Raw genomic sequence first — 19,259 nt, forward strand, 5'->3', positions numbered from 1 at the left:
TAATTATCAATATGAAGTGGAAGATTCCGGAAAGTAATATGAAAGGCGTTTCAGTTATTATTTGCTGCTATAACAGCGCTTCCCGGCTGCCGCAAACATTAGCGCATCTGAATGAACAGGTAGTTCCGGAAGATTTTTCCTGGGAGATTATATTAGTTAACAACGCCTCAACAGATAATACCGTTGAATACGCCAGCACGGTGTGGAAGGAAAATAAACCGGTGAATGCCACCTGCCGGGTAGTGGAGGAGCTTACACGCGGGCAAATGTATGCCCGGAAAAGAGGCGCCAGGGAAGCTAATTATGAATGCCTCATATTTTGTGATGATGATAACCTGCTGGATAAAAACTACGTTTATCTTTCATGGCAGGTGATGTTGAAAGATAAAAAGATAGGAGCTGCAGGCGGACAAAATGTTCCGGTAACAAATTCGGCAGCTTATCCCGACTGGTTTGAAGAATATAAAGATAAATATGCCATTGGCATTCCCGCGGAAGAATCGGGCGATGTAACACATCGCGGGTTTGTGCTCGGCGCCGGGCTGATTACCCGCCGGGCGCTGTTCCTACAGGTATTTGACGACAGGTACCCTTCCCTCCTGAATGGCAGGAACGGGGAAAAACTCACCACCGGCGACGATTTCGAATACTGCAAACGCCTGCTCCTGTGGGGGTTTACTTTATATTATGATAAGGATCTGAAGCTGAAACATTTTATACCGGCAGAAAGATTAACAATAGATTACAGGGACCGCCTGATGGAAGGCATCCGCGAAGCCACAAAAGTGCTGAGCGTGTACGACAGGGCGCTTTTCCTGCACAACAAAAACAAACATAAAAACAGGTGGCGCCTACTCGCGATAACTCCCTTCCGGATACTGCTGGCAAGAATAGGTTTATCTAAAAGGGATCTGACAACAGAAAGACAGGTGCTCTTTTACCTGTCGCCATTTGCACGCGAACAGGACGAAGTAACCAGCTCAATTAAAAAATTCTTAAATAATAAATGATGGCAAGAGAAAGAAGAAAGCAGTTTAAGGTATTCTCTTTTTATAATCATAAAGTAAATCCCCGCGTACCCCGGTACCAAAAAGCGGTGTTTGGTAAATTCGGAGTACCGGTACATCATATTATTGATGAACAGTTCAGTCATGGCGATTTTCTGAATCATATATGCAGAACCGTTACTGATACCGACTACCTGATTTTTTTTGATATTGATTGCGTGCCCACGCGTAAAGAGTGGCTATCTGATCTTTTGGAAGATCTTCGCGAACCCCGTACCATTGCCGGCGCCGCGCAAACGGCCAATCACCTGCGCGATGCAAAAAACCTGTACGTTTCGCCATTCTTCTTCGGTATTTCCACGGCTTATCTGAAAGAGCTGGGATACCCGGATATGAATATGACAGAAGATATGGATGCAGGGCAAAACCTGACAGAAGAAATTATCCGGCAGGGCGGCCATGTAAAATACTGGTGGCCCACCCATATCGAAGACGAGCAATGGTATCTGCATCATCCGGAACATAATAAATTCGGATACGGCACTACTTACAACGACCGCATTTATCATGCGTTCCTGTCGCGCCACGATTTATCGCAACGCTTTATAAAGAAGTGTAAATCAATATTACCGTTATTTACCAAACTCCGTTTGAAGCTCACGGATAAAAAACAATCTCCTCCCATAGGACAATAAAAAAAGGCGTCTCCTGTTAAAGAGACGCCTTCAGGTAAATATTATTATACTCTTCCCATTACCGGGTCGCTTATGCTTTCTTTCCCGGTTTCCACCCTGCCGGCATAACGCTGTGCAAACAAGTCACTGCCGGTGGCCTTCACAGAAAGGTCGTACCAGCCGTGGCTTTTAGCCAGATCTATTACTAAGGTGGCGGTTGTGCGTGCGGCTACTGTTTTCTTCAGCACGCCTTTGTTATACCCCAGATCGCTGATGGTAAAGGTGGCTGGCTGCGTGCCGTGGTTTACCAGTTTCAATTCCACGTTCCCGGTCAGTTTCTTACTGTTGGTAAGGGTCCGTTGATAGCTGCACTGGATTTCCACCTGCGGGTCGCCGGCATCGCCGGTAAACTCACGGTAAAACCCATTGGGGCCATATACTCTCAGGTGATAATGCGCGTTTTCAAAAGACGATAGCGGCCAGGTATCTTTCAGCTGGTCTCCTGCCTTTACAGCATACGACCAGGTGCTCACCGGCTCCATTGTTTGCGTGGTTTCCTGCAGGTATTTGCCGGGCGCATATACATTGAAAGGGGCGCCGGCAGCCCGGTCGCCAAACACCTTGCTGGCAGCTTCAAAACTGATTTCAAATGATTGCTTATCCGCTCCCAGTTTCCCGCCCACATATAATTCATAAGGCAATGCGTTGGCAACACGGGTGCCTTTCTCCTGCTGTGGCATCCATTCTGCTGTGGCGGGATTGGCATTGATCTTTTCAATTTCCTCCGCAGTGAGCAGCTTAAATTCATCCGGCAGCTTCTTGAACTTCGCATTGTAGATCGTTTCAATAAACTCGTTCCTTTCAGGAAATGGCACTGATATTTTTTCACCATTAAAAGGACGGAATACGGAAGTAAGATCACTGCATACCGTACGGCGCCAGGCAGATATATTCGTTTCCTTAATGGGCTTCCCCGTTTTATGTTGCAGGAAATGCTCCATTAGTTGCAGGATGGAAGTATGGTCGCATACCTGTGAATTCACATAACCACCACGGCTCCAGGGCGATGCAATCACCAATGGTACGCGGTAACCCAACCCGATAGGACTTTCCCGGATTTCATCTGCGCTGAGATATTTCTTTGCTTCTTCTTCCTCACGTGTTACATATTCCAGGCCGGTATCAATTCCTGCGGACACTTTGCCGGTACCGGGTTTATGCGGTGCGGTAAACGGAGGTACGTGGTCAAAATAACCATCATTCTCATCATAACATAAAATGAAGATGGTCTTTTTCCATACCTCTTCCTGGCGGGTAAGGATATCCAGCACTTCCGACACATACCAGGCGCCATACCATGGCGATCCGGGGTGATCGGAGAATTCGCCCGGCGCCACCAGCCAGGAAATAGTTGGCAGCTTGCCCTCATTTACATCTGTTCTGAACTGGTGCAGGATATCTCCTTTCGGCACCTGCACGGTTCTTTCCGTGTCTCCATCTTTGTAGGTGAGGGTTTCCAGTTCATGGTAATCAGGATCGCCAATATTGGTGGTAAATGCTTTTTTATGAAGATTTTGCGCGCGCTGCGGCAATTTTGCAAAATTAGCCGCTGTAAACTTTTCTGCATCAGACTTTGCTCTTTCCAGTTCCGCCTTACGCTGATCCAGTTGCTTTTGCAGCCTGGTGGCTTCTTCCCCCGAAGTGCCGCCCAGTTTGGATGCCAGTGTTTCTATTTCAGCCGGCAGTTCTTTGATTTTGCGTTGCAGGTACTGGATATGCCCCGCTGCAAAACGAACATTATAGGCAGCAAACCACTCTATGGGGTTATCGGTAAAGTTGGCCAGCATCCCATCTTTTTCTCCTTCCAGGCCCGCGGCGCTGATTTCATTCTGGTAAATTTTCCAGGAAACCCCGTTGTCTTCCAGGCGTTCAGGGAAACTGGTCCAATGCGCTTCCCGGCCATAGTCCACGTCTTCGTTCCATACGTTAGCTTTGGAATCAGCCTTTTGCTCATCGCGCAGGGTACCCGTCCACAAATAAAGCCTGTTGGGCGTGGTACCGGTTAAGGAGGAGCAGAAATTCTGGTCACATACGGTGAAGGCATCTGCCAGGGAATAATAAAACGGGATATCTTCCCGGTTATAATAACCCAGTGTGAGTGGCATCGGGGCCCAGTCTTTATTGCCTGATTTCTTTACCAGCAGCCACTTGTCGTATTTGCCGTTATTACGGGCATCTACCTGGTTACCCCATGAATGCGGCAGGCTGCTCATCCACGTGGCCTTTGTTTCCTTCAGGTTAAGCCGGAAAGGGGCATACGTTTCATTGTTGGCATTGCTCTGCAACCACACCAGGTTTTTATTGGGCAGCTGGATAGCACGTGGATCATTGTAGCCCCGTACTCCACGGAGCGTTCCATAACAGTGGTCGAAGGAGCGGTTTTCCTGCATCAGCACTACGATGTGCTCTGCATCCAGGAACGTGGTACCCGGCTTCGGATCAATGGCCATTGCCCGCTGGATAGACGCCGGCAGGGCACTGAAAACGCCGGCAGCTCCGGATAGCAACGCCGCCTTCTTAATAAAATCTCTTCTGTTATCCATTATTCGTTGAATTTTTCATGTACACTGTAAAGGGATTACGAAAGATGGAAAATAGTAAAAATCCTGTGCTATACGCAACTTACTATGAAGAATGGCTGTTATTTTATTATTATGGTTCCGGTTTAACGGAAATAAAAAAGGCGCCCGTTTCCACGGAAGCCTTTATATATGTTGAGAAATGGTAAAGCCGGTTTACTGCGCAGAAGGTATCAATACAATTTTCACTCTCACTTTGGTAGCCGGTTTTTGTGAGTTAACACCGTTTACACCTTTGATATCAACTTCTACTGCCTGATCATCATGAATAATGAAATAAGACTGATTGTTATACACCTGCGGCAATAATTCAAATGACTGTGGTACCACTGTTGGGCTGTTGGCATCATATCTGGCCATAGAAACGATCACACCATCCAACTGGTTTACATTATTTAGCTCCGATACAGGAATGGAATAAAAGTAAACGCCGGTAGCAGTATCAAATCCCCAGTCGTTCGGGTTTATTTCAAACAAAATCGTTTGGTTAGGGATGACTACTTCATTGGTTGTTTTTGTGCAACCGGGCAATATAAAACCCAGTAACAGCAGCGGCAGGTAAAACCATGTTTTCATATTGAGTTGCTTTTAATATTATTTTACCAAATACAATGCCATAAACATATAATTCGGCGCTAATCCGTATTTTTATGGCATGTTACTGCGATACCCAAAGGCCTTTGAACATATCCCGGCCGTCCGGCAACAACATGCCGGGAAGTCGCTGGTGGCGTGGTTCAGGCAATCTAACGAACCCGGCGAAGAACAGGGTTTTCTTACTGAAAACTCCCTCGTGTTCATTCTACGGGGCACCAAACATATGCACTTCCCCGAAGGAGATATTATTGCACATGCCGGCGACCTGGTGCTGCTGAAAAGAGGCGTGTATCTGATGACCGATTTTATTACGGATGGCACCGATTACCAGTCGCTTTTACTGTGCATAGATGATACCCTGCTCCGTTCCTTTATCAGTGAAGATGGCATATCCGCTCCTACCACACAAGCGGGATCCCCGGTAGTCATCTCCTGTAAAAATAACCTGCTACAGGTGCGGAACAGCATCCTGGATTACCTGGAGCATCCCAACACCCATACTACCCGGTTGCTGGAACTGAAAATACAGGAAGTACTGCTGCTGTTGCTTTGCGGCGAACACCAGCAATCCGTCCGGGCATTCCTTTCCCATCTTTTCGACAACAGTGCGGAAAATATTTCCCTGATCATCCGCAATAACCTTTTTCAACCTTTTACCCTGGAAGAATATGCGAAAATGTGCGGGTTAAGTCTTAGCAGCTTTAAAAGGGAATTTGCCCGTCTGTATGATGCTCCTCCCAAAAAATGGATCAATGAAGAACGGCTGAAACATGCCCGTGAACTCCTCCTGCATTCCCGCAACAATGTCAATGAAATCGCCTATGAATGCGGCTTTGAAAATGTATCTTACTTTATAAAACAATACCGGCAGCTATACGGCACTACGCCCAAAAATGCACAACGGGCTAAAAATGCTATTTTTTGAACGATTCCTGCTACTGCTTCATCTCCGCCGGATATACCTTTGATAAAAATATTATCAACTATGAAACGTATATCCGTATTGGCTTTCATCCTGATGTCCGGTCATGCCTTTGCACAACAAAAAATCAATAATTCCGCATTTATGCACGCGCCGGAAAGCGTAGCAACAGACAACAACAGCTATTATATTGCGGACATTGGCGAAGGCGGCAACCCCACCAAAAAAGATGGTAACGGGATCATTTTCCGTATGGACAAAAAAGGCAACGGCGCCGTCTTCGCAAAAGGACTGGATGCACCTAAAGGCGCCTTCATCCTGCATCATACGCTCTTTGTAGCAGATATCGATAAAGTAAAGGGATACGACCTGAGCACCGGTACACAGTTATACAATATCAACTTAGCACCCGCCACCGCTTTCGTGAATGATATCACTGCCATCAACGACACCACCCTGGTGGTTTCTGCAACTGATGTAAATAAACTCTTCCTGGTGTATCCCGGTAAAAATCAGCGCGTCGAAGAACTGCTATACACCACACCCATAAAAGGTACCAATGGTGTGACATACGACGCCCGCAGTAAAAAGCTGTATGTGTGCGGCTTTGGCGGCAATAATAAACCCGATGGGCAAATCGGTTATATTGATATGACAGCAACGGAGAAAGTATTCAAACCACTCACCAGCCGGCTGGGTTATTATGATGGCATTGCACTTACAACACATGATACACAGCTGATCATATCCGATTGGGTAGCTTTTGAAAAGAAAGGGATACTGCTTAAACTGGACCTGGCCAGTGGCCATATCACCACGCTGAATGAGGAACTGATTGCCGGCCCCGCTGATTTTACACTGGATGCCGCCGGTGCGGCGATTGTACCTGCTATGCTGGAGGGAAACGTGTTGCGGTACAATATCTCAAAATAAAAATATTTCAGTGGAGGAAGTGCGCTTCCTCCACTGAAAATAATGCTTACAATCTTACCTGTACACCGGCGGTTCCGCCAATATATCCGCCATGAAATTTGTCGTTGTTCCTATGCTCCGACCATACATAATGGTTGCTTAACTCCGTTCCCACACCATGTTCCGTTTGCACAAAATTAAGCGTAGGTCCGGCAAATACTTCTATCCTGCTGCCAAAGCGGTAGGCGGGAAATATGCCCAGCGTTTGACGGTGATAATATCCTTTTTTGAAATCGGAGAGCACCAGCGTGGTGGCTTCTGCATTGATCCTGAAATGCGACAACAACGGAAGATGTGCACCAACACCTGCCTGCAGGGCATACAGCGGATTGGGATTATCTTTAAAGTTATATCCCACGCCAAGAATACCGTACAATATCCTTCCGCCTGATTTGAAAGAGGCAATGGTGGTGGCAGTTTCATCAATGCTTACACTCACCTGCTTTTCCCCGCCTTTCACGATGTTGATCACACCAATCGGGCATTCGCTGCTATCCGCGATGTTAATAAAACCTATCTGTACGCCTTTTACTTTTTTGGCAATATTCAGGAAACCGGTTATTTGTGTATGCACATTCTCCGCTTTATTCATAAAACCAGCTATCTGTACGTTGGCATCTTTCTTTACAATATTTGTAAATCCTGCTACCTGCGCCTGTGAATTATTAACGCCCATATTCATAAAACCCGCTATCTGCGTACCTTTCACATCCTGCCGTACGAGGTTGGCGAAACCTGCCATCTGGAAACCCTGCAAACTGCCGGACAGGTTCAGGAAACTTGCTACCATAACGCCGTTGGCGCTGGTTTTCACCTGGTTCATAAATCCTGCTACCGTAACCGCGTGAAATGTTTTACCAATGTGATTGGAAAAACCCGCTACCTGTACACCGGTAGCGCTATCTTTGATGATATTGGAAATACCCGCGATAGCCGCGCCTGTTTCGGCTTTGGACACGCCGGCAATAATATGTAATGAAAAATGATTGGTATAGGCTGCTGCATTTTTTCCATTGCTGCTCAATGGGTATACAAAACCAATATGCGCGGGACTGGTAAGCGGTGATTGCGCGTAAGCCGCTGTGACAAAGAATAAAACGGAAACAAAAAAACAAATGATCCGGCTGCTGAAGTAAAATGTTCTCATGGTGTGTTAGTTATTTCGTACTGTATAACGACACGTTGAAGAACTTATACCCCTATGCGGAAAATGAAATTTAAAAAAGACTGATACCAGCCTGCCAGCCCAGCCAGGAAGTAACTGAGTTGCCTATATTAAAAGAGGGATAATGCGCGCCAAAATCGACCGACTTATAACCGGGCATGGGTCTTATTTTATCGTCAAAATAGATCGCCATTGCAGGCCCTGCAAATAAGCTGATGCGTTTGGATAGTTTCACCTGGAGAGAAGGCTGCAAACGGAAGATCTGCGTATTACGATCCCAGCTGCCCAGAAAAATATTCTGCGCAGTAATTTCTGTGGATAACGACAATGTTTTATTAAACGGGATAATTTTACCGATGCCATATCCCAGCGACCATGCCTTATTGTTTTCGCCAAAATCCGCGCCACCCAGCAGGATGCTGTATAGCTCACTGCGACCGGCTTTCCAGGCGATATTAAAAGGCAGCACATCTGTACTGAATAACACCACCTTTTTGTAGCCTTTCCGCACAATATTGATGATGCCGATACTATACCCCGTTACCGTATCTGCAATATTTACCAGCCCAATCTGCACACCATCCATTTGCCGCGCATAGTTAAAAATAGCGGCAATCTGCACGCCTTTCATCACCCCACGGTTAATATTGCCGCCACCCGTAATCTGCGCACCATAAACGTCTTTCGCGTTATAATTGGCCAGACCGCTCAGTTGCAGCCCGTCGAGATTTTTACCGTTATAAGTAATTCCACCGGCTACCTGCCAGCCTCGGGTATTGCCGCGTATTACGCCCGCGATCCCTTGTATAGATGCCCCGTGCATATTTCCGTATACCTGGCCAATACCGCCGGTGATTTGCACACCTTCCATGTTGCCTTCCGTGATATTGCTGATACCAGCTACCTGTACGCCCTTCATAGAGTCCAGTACATTATTGTGAAAGCCTGCCAGTTGCACGCCTTTGGTTTTTCCTCCAACTACATTCACCATGCCGGCGATTTGCACATGCTGCATATCATTTTTCACAATATTGAAAACAGTGCCTATTTCCAGGCCATCTACCCCGGCCGCATAGCCACCAAGCATGTTCATGGAAAATTTATTCACTACCTGTCCGCTCATTTTGCCATGGGTTCCCAAACCCGGTGTGAGAGACACCTGGTAGGGCTTATCGGCCAGGAAGCCACCGATATTCAAACTGGTTAGCTTCTGACGGGAAGATAAAAACATGTTACCGAACCAGGTTTTTTCCACGTGCGAATGCCCGGTAATATCCACCACTTTCAGCTGATAGGTAGCAGGGGCAATACTTACAGCGATCTCCTGATCGTAGCCTGTAGTAAGCAAAAGAGAAGTATCTGCATAGAGGTCCTTACTAACACTAATGGCTGCGGTAGGATATTTATCCTTTAACCGCAGCCTGAAGAAACCGTCGTTGTTTGTTAGCGTAGAAATGAGTTGCTGTCGTTCATACACACTCGCATTGGGTAGCCGTTGTCCTGTTTTCCGGTCCGTGACGACCCCACTGATCAGGTAGTATACTTGTCCCGATGATTTTTTCAGCAGGATAATATAGTTCCCCGATTCTTTATATAAATAATCACCGTTGAATAAAATATCGAGTACCTGTTTTACGGTTTTGTTTTTTTCGGAGATGTTTACCAGGCTATCCTGTGGAAGGATGGTACTGAGATACGAGAAATAAAAGCTGCCCTGCTTGCTGATGGTGGTAAGCACTTCCGAAAGTGGCCGCTGCTTCGCATCGATGCTCACCGTTTTGTTCAGTAGCTGCTGAGCCGCCAGTGGTAGTGAAAAACAACAAACAAATAATAATGTCAGCAATTGCTTAGGTAGTAACATACAGTACGAAGGCTATTATTTCAGTGTGATTTGTGATCCCTGTTTCTCCACGGCGATCTCGTAAGTAAGCCCGATTACTTTTAAAGTACTATCCAGCGAACTGTTGGTAAAGGTAGAGTTAATCTGCAGATTGCGTTTATCATTATTGGCAATAACAATGTTTACGCCATATGCTTCATTCAGGATCTCCACCAGTTTCCATAAAGGAGTGTTATTGCATACAAATGTTTGGGTACGGTAGTAGTTATACAATTCATCTGTATTATTTTGTTTGCTGGGAGCGGCTTCCTGGTCTGTTACCACTGCTTTTTCATGTTGCTTCAGCTGTACGCTGTTATTGTTTTTTGTTACTTCCACGGCGCCGCTTTCCACAATTACTTCTGTTTTACCGTGTACGCTTTTAACATTGAAAGAAGTACCCAATACCGTCACTGTTACATCATTCACCTTTATCACGAATGGTTTTCCGGGGTCCTGTGCCACGTTAAAAAAAGCTTCGCCTTCCAGTTTTACCGAGCGTTCTTTCCTGTTGCCGGCATAGGTAATAGTAGATTGTTTATTCAGTGTTACCTGGGAGCCATCCGGCAAAACGTCCTGTTTGATTTGTTCCCCTGAGCTTACGATCAGCGGGGTATTGCGGTTTTGCGAGATAAACCAGGCGCCGGCAGCGCCTATCATGACGATGAATATGGCGGCAATGCGGAGTATAGGTCGCCAGGCAATGCCGGTATCCAGTTTTACGATGCGGGTGGTATTTTCGTTGGTGCCTACCCGTTGCTGGAAGCGTGACCATGCATCACTTTCATTCACTGTGCTTACCGCGGCCAGTTTACGGCTCTCCTCCCATATCAGGCGGAAGTGTTCAAAATAACGCTGGTGCTCCGTATCCTCAGCCAGCCATACGTTCACGGCTGCTTTTTCGGATGGTGTGGTAATATCCAGCAGGTGCTTTACCAGCAGGTCGTCGTTTATATGTGTAGATGTTTTTTTCACGGATGCACTTTTACAGGTGGAGCAAAATTAATAACAAGGGCAGAAAATCTACCAGGTTGAGTCGTAATAAGCGCAACGCTTTGCCCATCTGATTTTCCACAGTTTTTATAGAGATATCCAGGCGATCTGCTATTTCCTGGTATTTCAGTTCTTCGAAGCGGCTGAGCTGAAAAACGGTGCGGCATTTTTCAGGTAGTGCCATCAAAGCTGCGTCCAGCTTCTCCTCCAGCTCCCGCAACATTACTTTGCCGGATGCGTTACCGGTATCATGATCATTACTCATCTGGTATTTGGTATGTGCCTGGTGGGTAGCTTTCACTTTCTGGTGCCGCAGATAATTAATGCACTCGTGATACACCGCCCGGTATAGGTACCCCGAAACAGATTGCTTTATTTTTATATCACCTGATTTTTCCCACAGCTTACAAAAGACATTCTGTACCATCTCTTCCGCCATCACTTCGTCTTTTAATAAGGTACATGCATAAGCATGCAAGCCTTTAAAATGAGTTTTAAAAACCTGTTCAAATGTTAATGAGTTTTCTATTACCGGTGCTGCAGTGTTACCCGGATTTATAAATTCCATGCCTAGGGTTTGATATCTAACGTCAAATATAATTCCTTCTGCCAATTGAACTGATTTATTATACGACACCTTTCTAAGTACTTACCCCTACGCGGAGTTTGTCTTTCTCAGGATTTAACTGATTATGCAGATTACCTTGATTTTATTTTTTTTGATTTTACAATGATTATAAAATATATAAAATGTTATTTTACAATATGTTATATGATATGATAATCTGAAAATCAGATAAAAAAATAAAATCAAGGTAATCTGCATAATCAGTTAAATCCTGAGCAAGACAACCTTCGCACGTCACTTTAACATTACTTTATATTCGTGTTAAAGAATATTTCACAACTGGACGATTATTATTGTGGAAATTATCCCGATGAAATTTATCTGTACACTTTGTCTTTTGCTGTCAGGAAGTACTGTTCTGTTTGCCCAATCCAAAACGGGCTATATTAATTTTCAACAAATGATTGGTATGATGCCGGAAAGTAAGCTGGCAGGAGATTCATTAAATATTTTACAAGAGAAGCTGAATGCCGACGGGCAGCAGCTGGTGGCCGAGTACTCGAAGAAGGTAACTGATTTTGACAGTACCCAGCATACGTTAAGTCCGGCTATGAAGGAAGTGAAAGTATCTGAAATCAAAGCGCTGCAGGCTAATATCCAGAAATATAAAGAGATGTCGGAACAGGCCATGAATACCAGGGAACAGCAATTACTGACACCTATTCTTGATAAAGCAAAAAGATTTTAAAGGCGGTGGCTAACGAAAAGGGCTATACGCTGGTGATTGATAACTCCAGAGACGCGGTGTTGGTATCCGCAGAAGCCGATGACCTGATGTCAGCAGTCAAGGTGAAGATGGGAATCAGGTAGAAGGGCATTTGAATATTTAGTTATTTAGTTATTTGACTGGTCTCAATGCCTGATGAATCTTCCGCCATTCTAATGCTGATAATGTGGATGGCCGGCAAATAATTAAATAACTAAATGTCAAATGTAAAATAAAGAGCTATATGTGTAAGCCATGCGCCAGCAGCGTTTTCCACTGAGGATTGCTGCGTACAAATTCTGCCACTTTTTTGCTGGAAGGCACCATACGGATATTCTGTGCAGAAATTTCCTCCATAACTTTTCCCAGCATCATTGGCAATACACCCTGCTTTTCCAATACCGGAGGCACTTCTGCACCAGTCAGGAAAATACGGCTTCCGTTTCTTTCGTAAATAACTTTAGCCATTTGTCCGGCGATATGCGCCTCAAACTGCCTGGCCTCTTTGTTGTCAATAATTTTAAAATCCTTCATGATCATAATTATTTTTTACATGATGTTTCTAGCGGTAGCATACTAAAGGGAAGTATCTTATGCAAAGGGAAGTTGAAATAAGATAGTACGAATGGTATTAAAATACCCTGAAAAGCTGATTCCGTCTGCAAATATACTAATAATATAGCAGAAAACCGTGAAACAATAACATGTAAAAATAATTAATACCTAAAGTAGTTGGCAGGTAAGCCTTTAACAGGTAGCCTTACGTGAAACACGCTGCCACTAAGGGGAAATTCAGCCACCTGTCCGGCCGTCATGTGCTCCCGGGCAGTTGTAATCAATAATTCATTCATATCCGGGCCGCCAAAAGCACAGGACGACACATTGGGCGCCGGCACCTCCACTTTTCCCAGCAACTCACCGGTTTCAGGATTCCAGCAATATACACCGTAACCGCCCCAATGGGCTATCCACAACATCCCTTCACTGTCTGTTGCCATGCCGTCCGGCCAGCCCATTTCCGGCGGAATATGCAAGGCCACTCTTGTAAAGGCAATCGCACCAGTGGATACATCATAACTAAATTCCTGTACCGTGCGGGTATGCGTATCGTTGTAATACATTTTATTGCCTTGCCACACCAACCCATTGGAAATGGTTACACCGCCCAGTTTTAATACAGGCGCTACTGATCCGCTGATGCAATACAGGTTACCCGTTCCTTCTTCCGCCGGCATCTGCATGGTGCCAATCCACAGCCTGCCCGCAGGGTCACATTTACCATCGTTGCAGCGCACCTGGCTGCGTTCCTCCAGCACAGCGATACGTTTACCCAATCCCTGCTCCGGTGAAAAAAAGGCAATGCCATCTTTCAAACCCACCACCAGCTCATTCCTGCCGGCAACCAGCGTCAGGGTGGTTACATAGTCGCCAACATAAAACTGCTGCTGGTAGCCATTTACGTCCTGTATATAAATTGTAAACCCAAGGATATCCACCCAGCACCAGCTATTCCTTTCCGGCCACCAGCAAGCGCCTTCGCCCAGTTCACAAGTTAATGCAGATAATATGGAGGCGTGGAATGTTTTCATGTTCGCGCTGTTGATTTAAATAAAAGCAGTATTGCTCTTCATTTCCATACGCCACAATATATAGTTTTGTGCGCTGATATTGTATATTGCAGGAGTTAACGAGTGTTAATTCCAACTACCTTAACTCCATCTATGAACATTAAAGTATTTGAAAAACTCCGCGCAGCAGAACTGATAAATGATGCGGAGCTGACAGCAGTTAAAACTGCGGAAGATCAGCAGCTATTCTCCCTCCACTGGGAAATCAAAACACTACTGTACCTGGGCGTACTACTGTTGAGCGGTGGCCTGGGCATCCTGATTTATAAAAATATCGACACTATTGGTCACCAGGTAATATTGATGATCATTGGCGTCATCTGCGCCGGTTGCTTTAATTACTGCATCCGGAAAAAAGCGCCGTTTTCATGGAGCAAAGTAGATTCGCCTAATGCTTTTTTCGATTATGCGTTACTGTTAGGCTGTCTCACGTTTGTCACCTTTGTGGGTTATCTCCAGTTTCAATACACCGCATTTGGTACGGCCTATGGACTGGCCACTTTTATACCACTGGCCGTGCTCACCGTGAGCGCCTATTACTTCGATCACCTGGGAGTGCTGTCGATGGCGATCACCAACCTCGCCGCCTGGATGGGCATTGCAGTAACGCCCTTTCAGCTGTTATCCGCCAACGACTTTGGCAGCGTACAGCTCATTTATACGGGCGTGATACTGGGCGGACTCCTGCTAGGGCTGGCATTCCTGTCTGCCTGGAAAAATCTGAAAAAACACTTTGCCTTTACCTACCAGAACTTCGGGGCGCACATCATTTTTATTGCCTGTATTGCCGGCATGTGCGTGTTTGACACCAGCTGGCTCGCCTGGCTCGCATTCATGGCAGCTATTGGTTTCTTTCTTTTTAAAGAAGCATTCAAAGAGCGGTCGTTTTACTTTGTACTGATCACCGTTTTATATGGCTATATCGCAGTGAGTATTGCGGTAGTGCGTTTACTTATTTTAACAAACGATATCGGCGGCCTGTATCTCGGGTTATTGTACTTCATTGGTTCTGCCATTGGGGTCATTGTATTATTGATCAGCCTCAACAAAAAAATTAAACATGCTAGCGTATAATTCCCAAACACTCGACAACCTTGAAATAAAAGAAGAAGCAGAAAAAGCGCTCCGGAAAAACTGTATCACCCAGCCTGCCTATCAGGCTATTGAAGCAGCGCACCCGGTAAATTTTTATACACCCAATCCGGTGATTAAAATCGGTTTGTTTATTCTTACGGTGGTGATCATTTCTTTTTCGCTTGGCTTGTTATCGCTGATGGCAATGGATATGCTGCGTAACGAAGACGGGTTTGCCGGTCTTTGTATTTTCGCCGGATTGGTATGTTACGGTATCCTGGAAATGTTTATCAGAGAGAAGAAGTTATTCCGCGCGGGGGTTGATGATGCCCTGTTATGGGGCGCTGTAATGCTTATTTGCAGCAGCATGGTTATCGTAGACCGGATCTCTGCTTCTACTATCTGTTTCGTGGTTGGTTTTGTTACCGTGCTGGCTACCTTACGGTTTGCAGATATGCTGATGGCTGGTGTGGCTTATTTGGCTTTCTTAGGATTTATATTCACCGTAGCGATCAAACTGGGGCCTGTTGCCAAAACCATTGTGCCGTTCCTTATCATGTTCATTTCCATTACGGCGTACGTGGCGGCGAAAAAAATATCGGCCTACCATAGCAGCAGGCATTATAAACATTGCCTGACGGTGATATCTGTATTGTCTTTACTCACGCTTTACCTGGCGGGCAACTATTTCGTGGTGAGGGAGCTGAGTAATACCATGTTTGATCTGCAGCTGCAGGACGGAGAAAGTATTCCGGGCGCTATCTTCTTCTGGATTTATACAGCCGTTATCCCGGTAGTATATCTTTACCTGGGCATCCGTAAAAAAGATGCCGTGCTGCTGCGCACGGGTATGATATTGCTGGCAGCTATTGTATTTACCATCCGCTATTATCATAGCGTGCTTCCGCTGGAAACTGCGATGGTGCTCGGCGGCCTTGTACTCGCGGTAGGCGCCTGGGCGCTGATCCGTTACCTGAAAGAGCCGAAACATGGCTTCACCTATGCAGAACCGGAAGATCCTTCCCTGGCAGATAAACTAAGACTGGAGTCGCTGATCATTGCGCAAACTTATGCGCCGGGTGCGCAGCCTGCTGGTAATGATGTACAGTTTGGCGGTGGTACCGGTGGCGGTGGCGGGGCAAGCGGAGGATATTAAAAACAACGTAATCTTTCGCCTCCGGGCATAAAAAAAGCCTGACTGAAATGATCAGTCAGGCTTTAGAGCGAAAGACCGGGCTCGAACCGGCCACCCCGACCTTGGCAAGGTCGTGCTCTACCAAATGAGCTACTTTCGCAGATGTATTAAGAACTTTATAAAAAACTGGAGCGAAAGACCGGGCTCGAACCGGCCACCCCGACCTTGGCAAGGTCGTGCTCTACCAAATGAGCTACTTTCGCAGGTATTAAAAACTTTGTTATTTTAAGAACTCTCCCATTGAACTGCATTCTTTCGTTTGCTTTGCCCCGTGGCGTTTTCGTTGGGATTGCAAAGATAGGAAACGGACTGAAAACACAAAATTTTTTTTGAAACTTTTTCGAATATTTTTCACGCCGCTGTATACAGCAACTTGCTGGAACACAACAGGGAAAAGCATTTCAACAGAAAGATAAGTAATACTTTTTATTTACATTGTGCTCGGTACCGCAGATGCCCGGATCACCACAGGCTTCTTTTTCGACTTCTTCCGTTTACCCCACCATACATAAAAACCCGTTACCGGCAACGATGCGCAGATCAGGCTGATAATGAACGCCAGGATCTTTCCGGGCAGCCCTGCAATAGCGCCTACGTGGATATCGTAGTTCATATCTATTAACCGCTCTCCGGCATTTTTATGCGAGTCGTTCCTTCTTCCAAGCAATGCACCACTGTATTGGTCGAACGTAAGGTTATCAGAGCCGTAGTAGGTTTCCGCTCCTTTATTTCCGCTGATGATGTTCACACCGGTTTCACCGGCTGCCGGGTAAATGAACAGCCGCTTTGCATCTTTCAGTATGGGCAGAGCCTTGCTGTAAGCGATATCCAGCGGGTCCTGGCTCAGCTGTGCAGCTGTTTTGGCAGATTGATATTCTTTTATATCAGGCGGAGTGGTGCTGCGGGAAGCCACTACATATACGGTTGTCTGGAACCACGTAAACGCCCATACCATGCCGGTAAAAGCTATTACCAATGCAATGATCATGGCATAAAAACCCAGTACATTATGCAGGTCGTAGTTCACTCTTTTGAAGCCTGCTTTCCATTTTATTTTAAAGCTCTTATCACGGTTGGCTTTGTTCCACTTCTTTGGCCACCACATAATCAACCCGGTAATCATCAGCACTACAAAAATGAGGGTGCTCCAGCCTACAATGGTTTGTCCGTACTTATCGTTCAGCAACAGGCTCCAGTGGATCCCTTTTACAATCGAAAAGAAATTGTACTTATAGTCGATTTTCCCGGTCACTTTTCCCGTATAAGGGTTCACCAACACCGATTCATAATGCTCCAATGTGCCAAAATAGGTTAAGGCAGTATCGTTGCCCTTATAGGACATAAACTCCCATGCCATATCCGGCCTGGTGTAGGTGGTGATCGTCATCGCCGGTTTATCGGGCCCCAGGACGGACTGCGCCGTCTTTTTCAGTTCGCTTACCGGGCGGAAGGGTGTATTTTGCGGGGTTACATATAATACTTTACGATAATAATAATCGTTCACTTCTTTCTGAAAAACAAACAAACAGCCGGTGATGCTCACAATAAGCACAATAATGCCAGCCCCCAGCCCCAGCCAGAGATGCAACTTATCCACAACTACCCTGAACAGCGACTTGTGCTGCTTCTTCTTTAACTTGTCCGTCCGTTTAAACATACTAACACCCTCCGGTAGATATCATTCCGGAGATACAAAAGTCGATTCAAATGGTCAGAAAAACCGATCGGATCGGGAATTTTATTTACGCAAAACGGAAAGGCATAAAAAAACCTCCACCGGAAAACCGGTGGAGGCTGGATAATTATGTTGAAGCCGCAGCTTACTTATATTTCGGATTGTACAGCGAACTTTCCTGCACCTTTACTTCGGGCTTACCCTTATATCTGTGTGCGTAAAGCCCGTAGCTAACTCCCACGATAAAGGCTACCATACAAAACAATTGTACGTAGAAAAGCCAGCGGGAACGGGAAACCTTGTCTATAGTGATATCGTACTTATTTTCTATTGTATTCTGTTCCATAATCAGTTTATTTCCGGTGCAAACCTACATAATATTTTGAAATTTTCGAATTTTCGTACCGGGTTATTTTGTAAGATAAGCAACTTTTCCCGGAGCCTGCCGCTGCCTAAATCAATTCAGAAAAATGTTTGTGTCCCAGAAAATAATAGCGCCAGATCATAATACCATGAAACACACCACTCATTTTCATCAGCTTCATTTCCGGCAGGTTATCTTTCTTCACATAATTCCTGCGCCAGCGATAATAATCCCTATAGGCCCGGTAAATAGCCGCCATATCCTTTGGCTTTCCCGCTACCAGGCTTTTAACGCCTGCCAGTATATCCAGGAAAAAGCGTTGTACCAGCACTATCCAGCGGTCTTCGCTATGCAGGTTTTTCCACAGCATCATGAGGTTGTTCCTGAAGTTCAGGTACAGCTTGCGGGGATTGCCCTGGGGCAGGCTCCCTCCTCCTACGTGAAACACCCTGGAACCCGGGCAGTAACAAATGCGGTAACCCGCTCTTTGCAGCCGCCAGCAAAGGTCTACTTCTTCCATATGTGCAAAAAAATCGCGGTCAAAACCTCCTACCTGGTGATAACAGGCCGAACGGATAAACAATGCCGCCCCGGTTGCCCAGAAAATATCCTTCACATCATCATACTGCCCGTTGTCTTTCTCCGTAGTGTACAGGATGCGTCCCCGGCAAAACGTATAGCCCAGGATATCCATCCAGCCGCCGGCTGCCCCTGCATATTCAAATTCATCGGGATCTTTGTAAGCCCGCATTTTAGGCTGGCAGGCAGCAATCTTCGTATCCTGCTGCATCAGCGCCACTACCGGCTCTATCCAGCCTGGTTCTACCTCCACATCCTGGTTGAGCAGCACGTAAATGTCGGCCTGCACATGCTGCAAAGCATCATTGTACCCGCCGGCAAACCCATCATTCCGGGGATTCTGAATAATCCGGATCTGCGGGTAATGCTCCGCCACAAAAGCCACGCTGTCGTCCGTAGAGGCATTATCGGCCAGCACCAGCTGCAGGTTGCCATAGGTAGAACGGCAAACTGATGGCAGGAACTTTTCCAGAAAAGATCTCCCATTCCAATTTAAAATAACAACTGCTACTGATGGCAATACGGACAACGGCAATTACGTTTATGCGTGAACAATTATTTT

18 protein-coding genes and 2 tRNA genes are annotated in these 19,259 nt (G+C 45.9%); 7 read left to right on the top strand and 13 right to left on the bottom strand.

All coding sequences use genetic code 11. The features are described from left to right. Positions 1–11: 11 nt before the first annotated feature. Positions 12–1,010, top strand: a complete 999-nt coding sequence (locus AB6805_RS04920) for a glycosyltransferase (protein ID WP_370908343.1) — start codon at positions 12–14, stop codon at positions 1,008–1,010. Beyond that, complete coding sequence (locus AB6805_RS04925; protein WP_370908344.1) at positions 1,010–1,702, top strand: hypothetical protein; 693 nt, start codon at positions 1,010–1,012, stop codon at positions 1,700–1,702. The genes AB6805_RS04920 and AB6805_RS04925 overlap by 1 nt, the downstream gene beginning before the upstream one ends. Positions 1,703–1,746: 44 nt before the next feature. Here AB6805_RS04925 and AB6805_RS04930 read toward each other — a convergent pair whose 3' ends face one another. Continuing rightward, positions 1,747–4,284 (bottom strand): phosphocholine-specific phospholipase C, encoded by a 2,538-nt coding sequence (locus AB6805_RS04930; protein WP_370908345.1) that lies wholly within the window; start codon positions 4,282–4,284, stop codon positions 1,747–1,749. Positions 4,285–4,476: 192 nt separating this feature from the next. Beyond that, positions 4,477–4,896, bottom strand: a complete 420-nt coding sequence (locus AB6805_RS04935; RefSeq protein WP_370908346.1) for a hypothetical protein — start codon at positions 4,894–4,896, stop codon at positions 4,477–4,479. Positions 4,897–4,975: 79 nt separating this feature from the next. On the opposite strand from AB6805_RS04935, the gene AB6805_RS04940 reads away from it, so the two are divergent. After that, entirely contained in the window at positions 4,976–5,842 is an 867-nt protein-coding gene (locus AB6805_RS04940; RefSeq protein WP_370908347.1) for a helix-turn-helix domain-containing protein, read from the top strand. A 60-nt stretch (positions 5,843–5,902) separates the two neighbouring features. Beyond that, a complete protein-coding gene (locus tag AB6805_RS04945) occupies positions 5,903–6,772 on the top strand; it encodes a hypothetical protein (protein ID WP_370908348.1) in 870 nt (289 codons plus the stop codon). A gap of 46 nt (positions 6,773–6,818) precedes the next feature. Here AB6805_RS04945 and AB6805_RS04950 read toward each other — a convergent pair whose 3' ends face one another. The 4 genes from AB6805_RS04950 to AB6805_RS04965 form a co-directional block, all read right to left on the bottom strand. Continuing rightward, a complete protein-coding gene (locus tag AB6805_RS04950; RefSeq protein WP_370908349.1) occupies positions 6,819–7,958 on the bottom strand; it encodes a hypothetical protein in 1,140 nt (379 codons plus the stop codon). A gap of 70 nt (positions 7,959–8,028) precedes the next feature. After that, positions 8,029–9,837 (bottom strand): hypothetical protein, encoded by a 1,809-nt coding sequence (locus AB6805_RS04955; protein WP_370908350.1) that lies wholly within the window; start codon positions 9,835–9,837, stop codon positions 8,029–8,031. Between the two features lie 15 nt (positions 9,838–9,852). Beyond that, a complete protein-coding gene (locus tag AB6805_RS04960; RefSeq protein ID WP_370908351.1) occupies positions 9,853–10,830 on the bottom strand; it encodes a FecR family protein in 978 nt (325 codons plus the stop codon). Between the two features lie 10 nt (positions 10,831–10,840). After that, entirely contained in the window at positions 10,841–11,416 is a 576-nt protein-coding gene (locus AB6805_RS04965) for an RNA polymerase sigma-70 factor (RefSeq protein WP_370908352.1), read from the bottom strand. A gap of 370 nt (positions 11,417–11,786) precedes the next feature. On the opposite strand from AB6805_RS04965, the gene AB6805_RS04970 reads away from it, so the two are divergent. Continuing rightward, positions 11,787–12,164 (top strand): OmpH family outer membrane protein, encoded by a 378-nt coding sequence (locus tag AB6805_RS04970; protein ID WP_370908353.1) that lies wholly within the window; start codon positions 11,787–11,789, stop codon positions 12,162–12,164. 258 nt (positions 12,165–12,422) lie between these two features. Here the strand turns inward: AB6805_RS04970 and AB6805_RS04975 are convergent, their stop codons facing one another. Both AB6805_RS04975 and AB6805_RS04980 read right to left on the bottom strand, forming a co-directional pair. Beyond that, the gene (locus tag AB6805_RS04975) at positions 12,423–12,716 is read right to left on the bottom strand and encodes a GNAT family N-acetyltransferase (protein WP_159454320.1); all 294 of its coding nucleotides are present in this window, start codon (positions 12,714–12,716) and stop codon (positions 12,423–12,425) included. A 182-nt stretch (positions 12,717–12,898) separates the two neighbouring features. Beyond that, complete coding sequence (locus AB6805_RS04980; protein WP_370908354.1) at positions 12,899–13,771, bottom strand: SMP-30/gluconolactonase/LRE family protein; 873 nt, start codon at positions 13,769–13,771, stop codon at positions 12,899–12,901. 132 nt (positions 13,772–13,903) lie between these two features. Here AB6805_RS04980 and AB6805_RS04985 point away from each other — a divergent pair, with 132 nt between their 5' ends. Next, positions 13,904–14,884 carry a DUF2157 domain-containing protein gene (locus AB6805_RS04985; protein WP_370908355.1) on the top strand — a complete coding sequence of 327 codons (981 nt, stop codon included), beginning with the start codon at positions 13,904–13,906 and terminating at the stop codon, positions 14,882–14,884. Further along, a complete protein-coding gene (locus tag AB6805_RS04990; protein WP_370908356.1) occupies positions 14,871–16,040 on the top strand; it encodes a hypothetical protein in 1,170 nt (389 codons plus the stop codon). The genes AB6805_RS04985 and AB6805_RS04990 overlap by 14 nt, the downstream gene beginning before the upstream one ends. Before the next feature lie 66 nt (positions 16,041–16,106). Here the strand turns inward: AB6805_RS04990 and AB6805_RS04995 are convergent. The 5 genes from AB6805_RS04995 to AB6805_RS05015 form a co-directional block, all read right to left on the bottom strand. Beyond that, a tRNA-Gly gene (locus AB6805_RS04995) sits at positions 16,107–16,179 on the bottom strand. Positions 16,180–16,206: 27 nt separating this feature from the next. Further along, positions 16,207–16,282, bottom strand: a tRNA-Gly gene (locus AB6805_RS05000). Positions 16,283–16,509: 227 nt separating this feature from the next. Beyond that, positions 16,510–17,736 carry a PepSY-associated TM helix domain-containing protein gene (locus AB6805_RS05005; RefSeq protein WP_370908357.1) on the bottom strand — a complete coding sequence of 409 codons (1,227 nt, stop codon included), beginning with the start codon at positions 17,734–17,736 and terminating at the stop codon, positions 16,510–16,512. Positions 17,737–17,899: 163 nt separating this feature from the next. Next, positions 17,900–18,100 (bottom strand): hypothetical protein, encoded by a 201-nt coding sequence (locus AB6805_RS05010; protein WP_370908358.1) that lies wholly within the window; start codon positions 18,098–18,100, stop codon positions 17,900–17,902. Positions 18,101–18,206: 106 nt separating this feature from the next. Beyond that, on the bottom strand, positions 18,207–19,226 hold the full coding sequence (locus AB6805_RS05015) for a glycosyltransferase family 2 protein (protein WP_370908359.1): 1,020 nt from the start codon (positions 19,224–19,226) through the stop codon (positions 18,207–18,209). Positions 19,227–19,259 lie beyond the last annotated feature (33 nt).

The sequence above is a fragment of the Chitinophaga sp. RCC_12 genome (genome assembly GCF_041360695.1).
GTDB lineage: Bacteria > Bacteroidota > Bacteroidia > Chitinophagales > Chitinophagaceae > Chitinophaga.

Coding starts and splice junctions, on each gene's coding strand:
- AB6805_RS04925 (WP_370908344.1), top strand. CDS start 1,010: ATGGCAAGAGAAAGAAGAAAGCAGTTTAAGGTATTCTCTTTTTATAAT.
- AB6805_RS05005 (WP_370908357.1), bottom strand. CDS start 17,736: ATGTTTAAACGGACGGACAAGTTAAAGAAGAAGCAGCACAAGTCGCTG.
- AB6805_RS04970 (WP_370908353.1), top strand. CDS start 11,787: ATGAAATTTATCTGTACACTTTGTCTTTTGCTGTCAGGAAGTACTGTT.
- AB6805_RS04935 (WP_370908346.1), bottom strand. CDS start 4,896: ATGAAAACATGGTTTTACCTGCCGCTGCTGTTACTGGGTTTTATATTG.
- AB6805_RS04940 (WP_370908347.1), top strand. CDS start 4,976: ATGTTACTGCGATACCCAAAGGCCTTTGAACATATCCCGGCCGTCCGG.
- AB6805_RS04985 (WP_370908355.1), top strand. CDS start 13,904: ATGAACATTAAAGTATTTGAAAAACTCCGCGCAGCAGAACTGATAAAT.
- AB6805_RS04920 (WP_370908343.1), top strand. CDS start 12: ATGAAGTGGAAGATTCCGGAAAGTAATATGAAAGGCGTTTCAGTTATT.
- AB6805_RS04965 (WP_370908352.1), bottom strand. CDS start 11,416: ATGGAATTTATAAATCCGGGTAACACTGCAGCACCGGTAATAGAAAAC.
- AB6805_RS04930 (WP_370908345.1), bottom strand. CDS start 4,284: ATGGATAACAGAAGAGATTTTATTAAGAAGGCGGCGTTGCTATCCGGA.
- AB6805_RS04955 (WP_370908350.1), bottom strand. CDS start 9,837: ATGTTACTACCTAAGCAATTGCTGACATTATTATTTGTTTGTTGTTTT.
- AB6805_RS04950 (WP_370908349.1), bottom strand. CDS start 7,958: ATGAGAACATTTTACTTCAGCAGCCGGATCATTTGTTTTTTTGTTTCC.
- AB6805_RS04975 (WP_159454320.1), bottom strand. CDS start 12,716: ATGAAGGATTTTAAAATTATTGACAACAAAGAGGCCAGGCAGTTTGAG.
- AB6805_RS04990 (WP_370908356.1), top strand. CDS start 14,871: ATGCTAGCGTATAATTCCCAAACACTCGACAACCTTGAAATAAAAGAA.
- AB6805_RS04980 (WP_370908354.1), bottom strand. CDS start 13,771: ATGAAAACATTCCACGCCTCCATATTATCTGCATTAACTTGTGAACTG.
- AB6805_RS04945 (WP_370908348.1), top strand. CDS start 5,903: ATGAAACGTATATCCGTATTGGCTTTCATCCTGATGTCCGGTCATGCC.
- AB6805_RS05010 (WP_370908358.1), bottom strand. CDS start 18,100: ATGGAACAGAATACAATAGAAAATAAGTACGATATCACTATAGACAAG.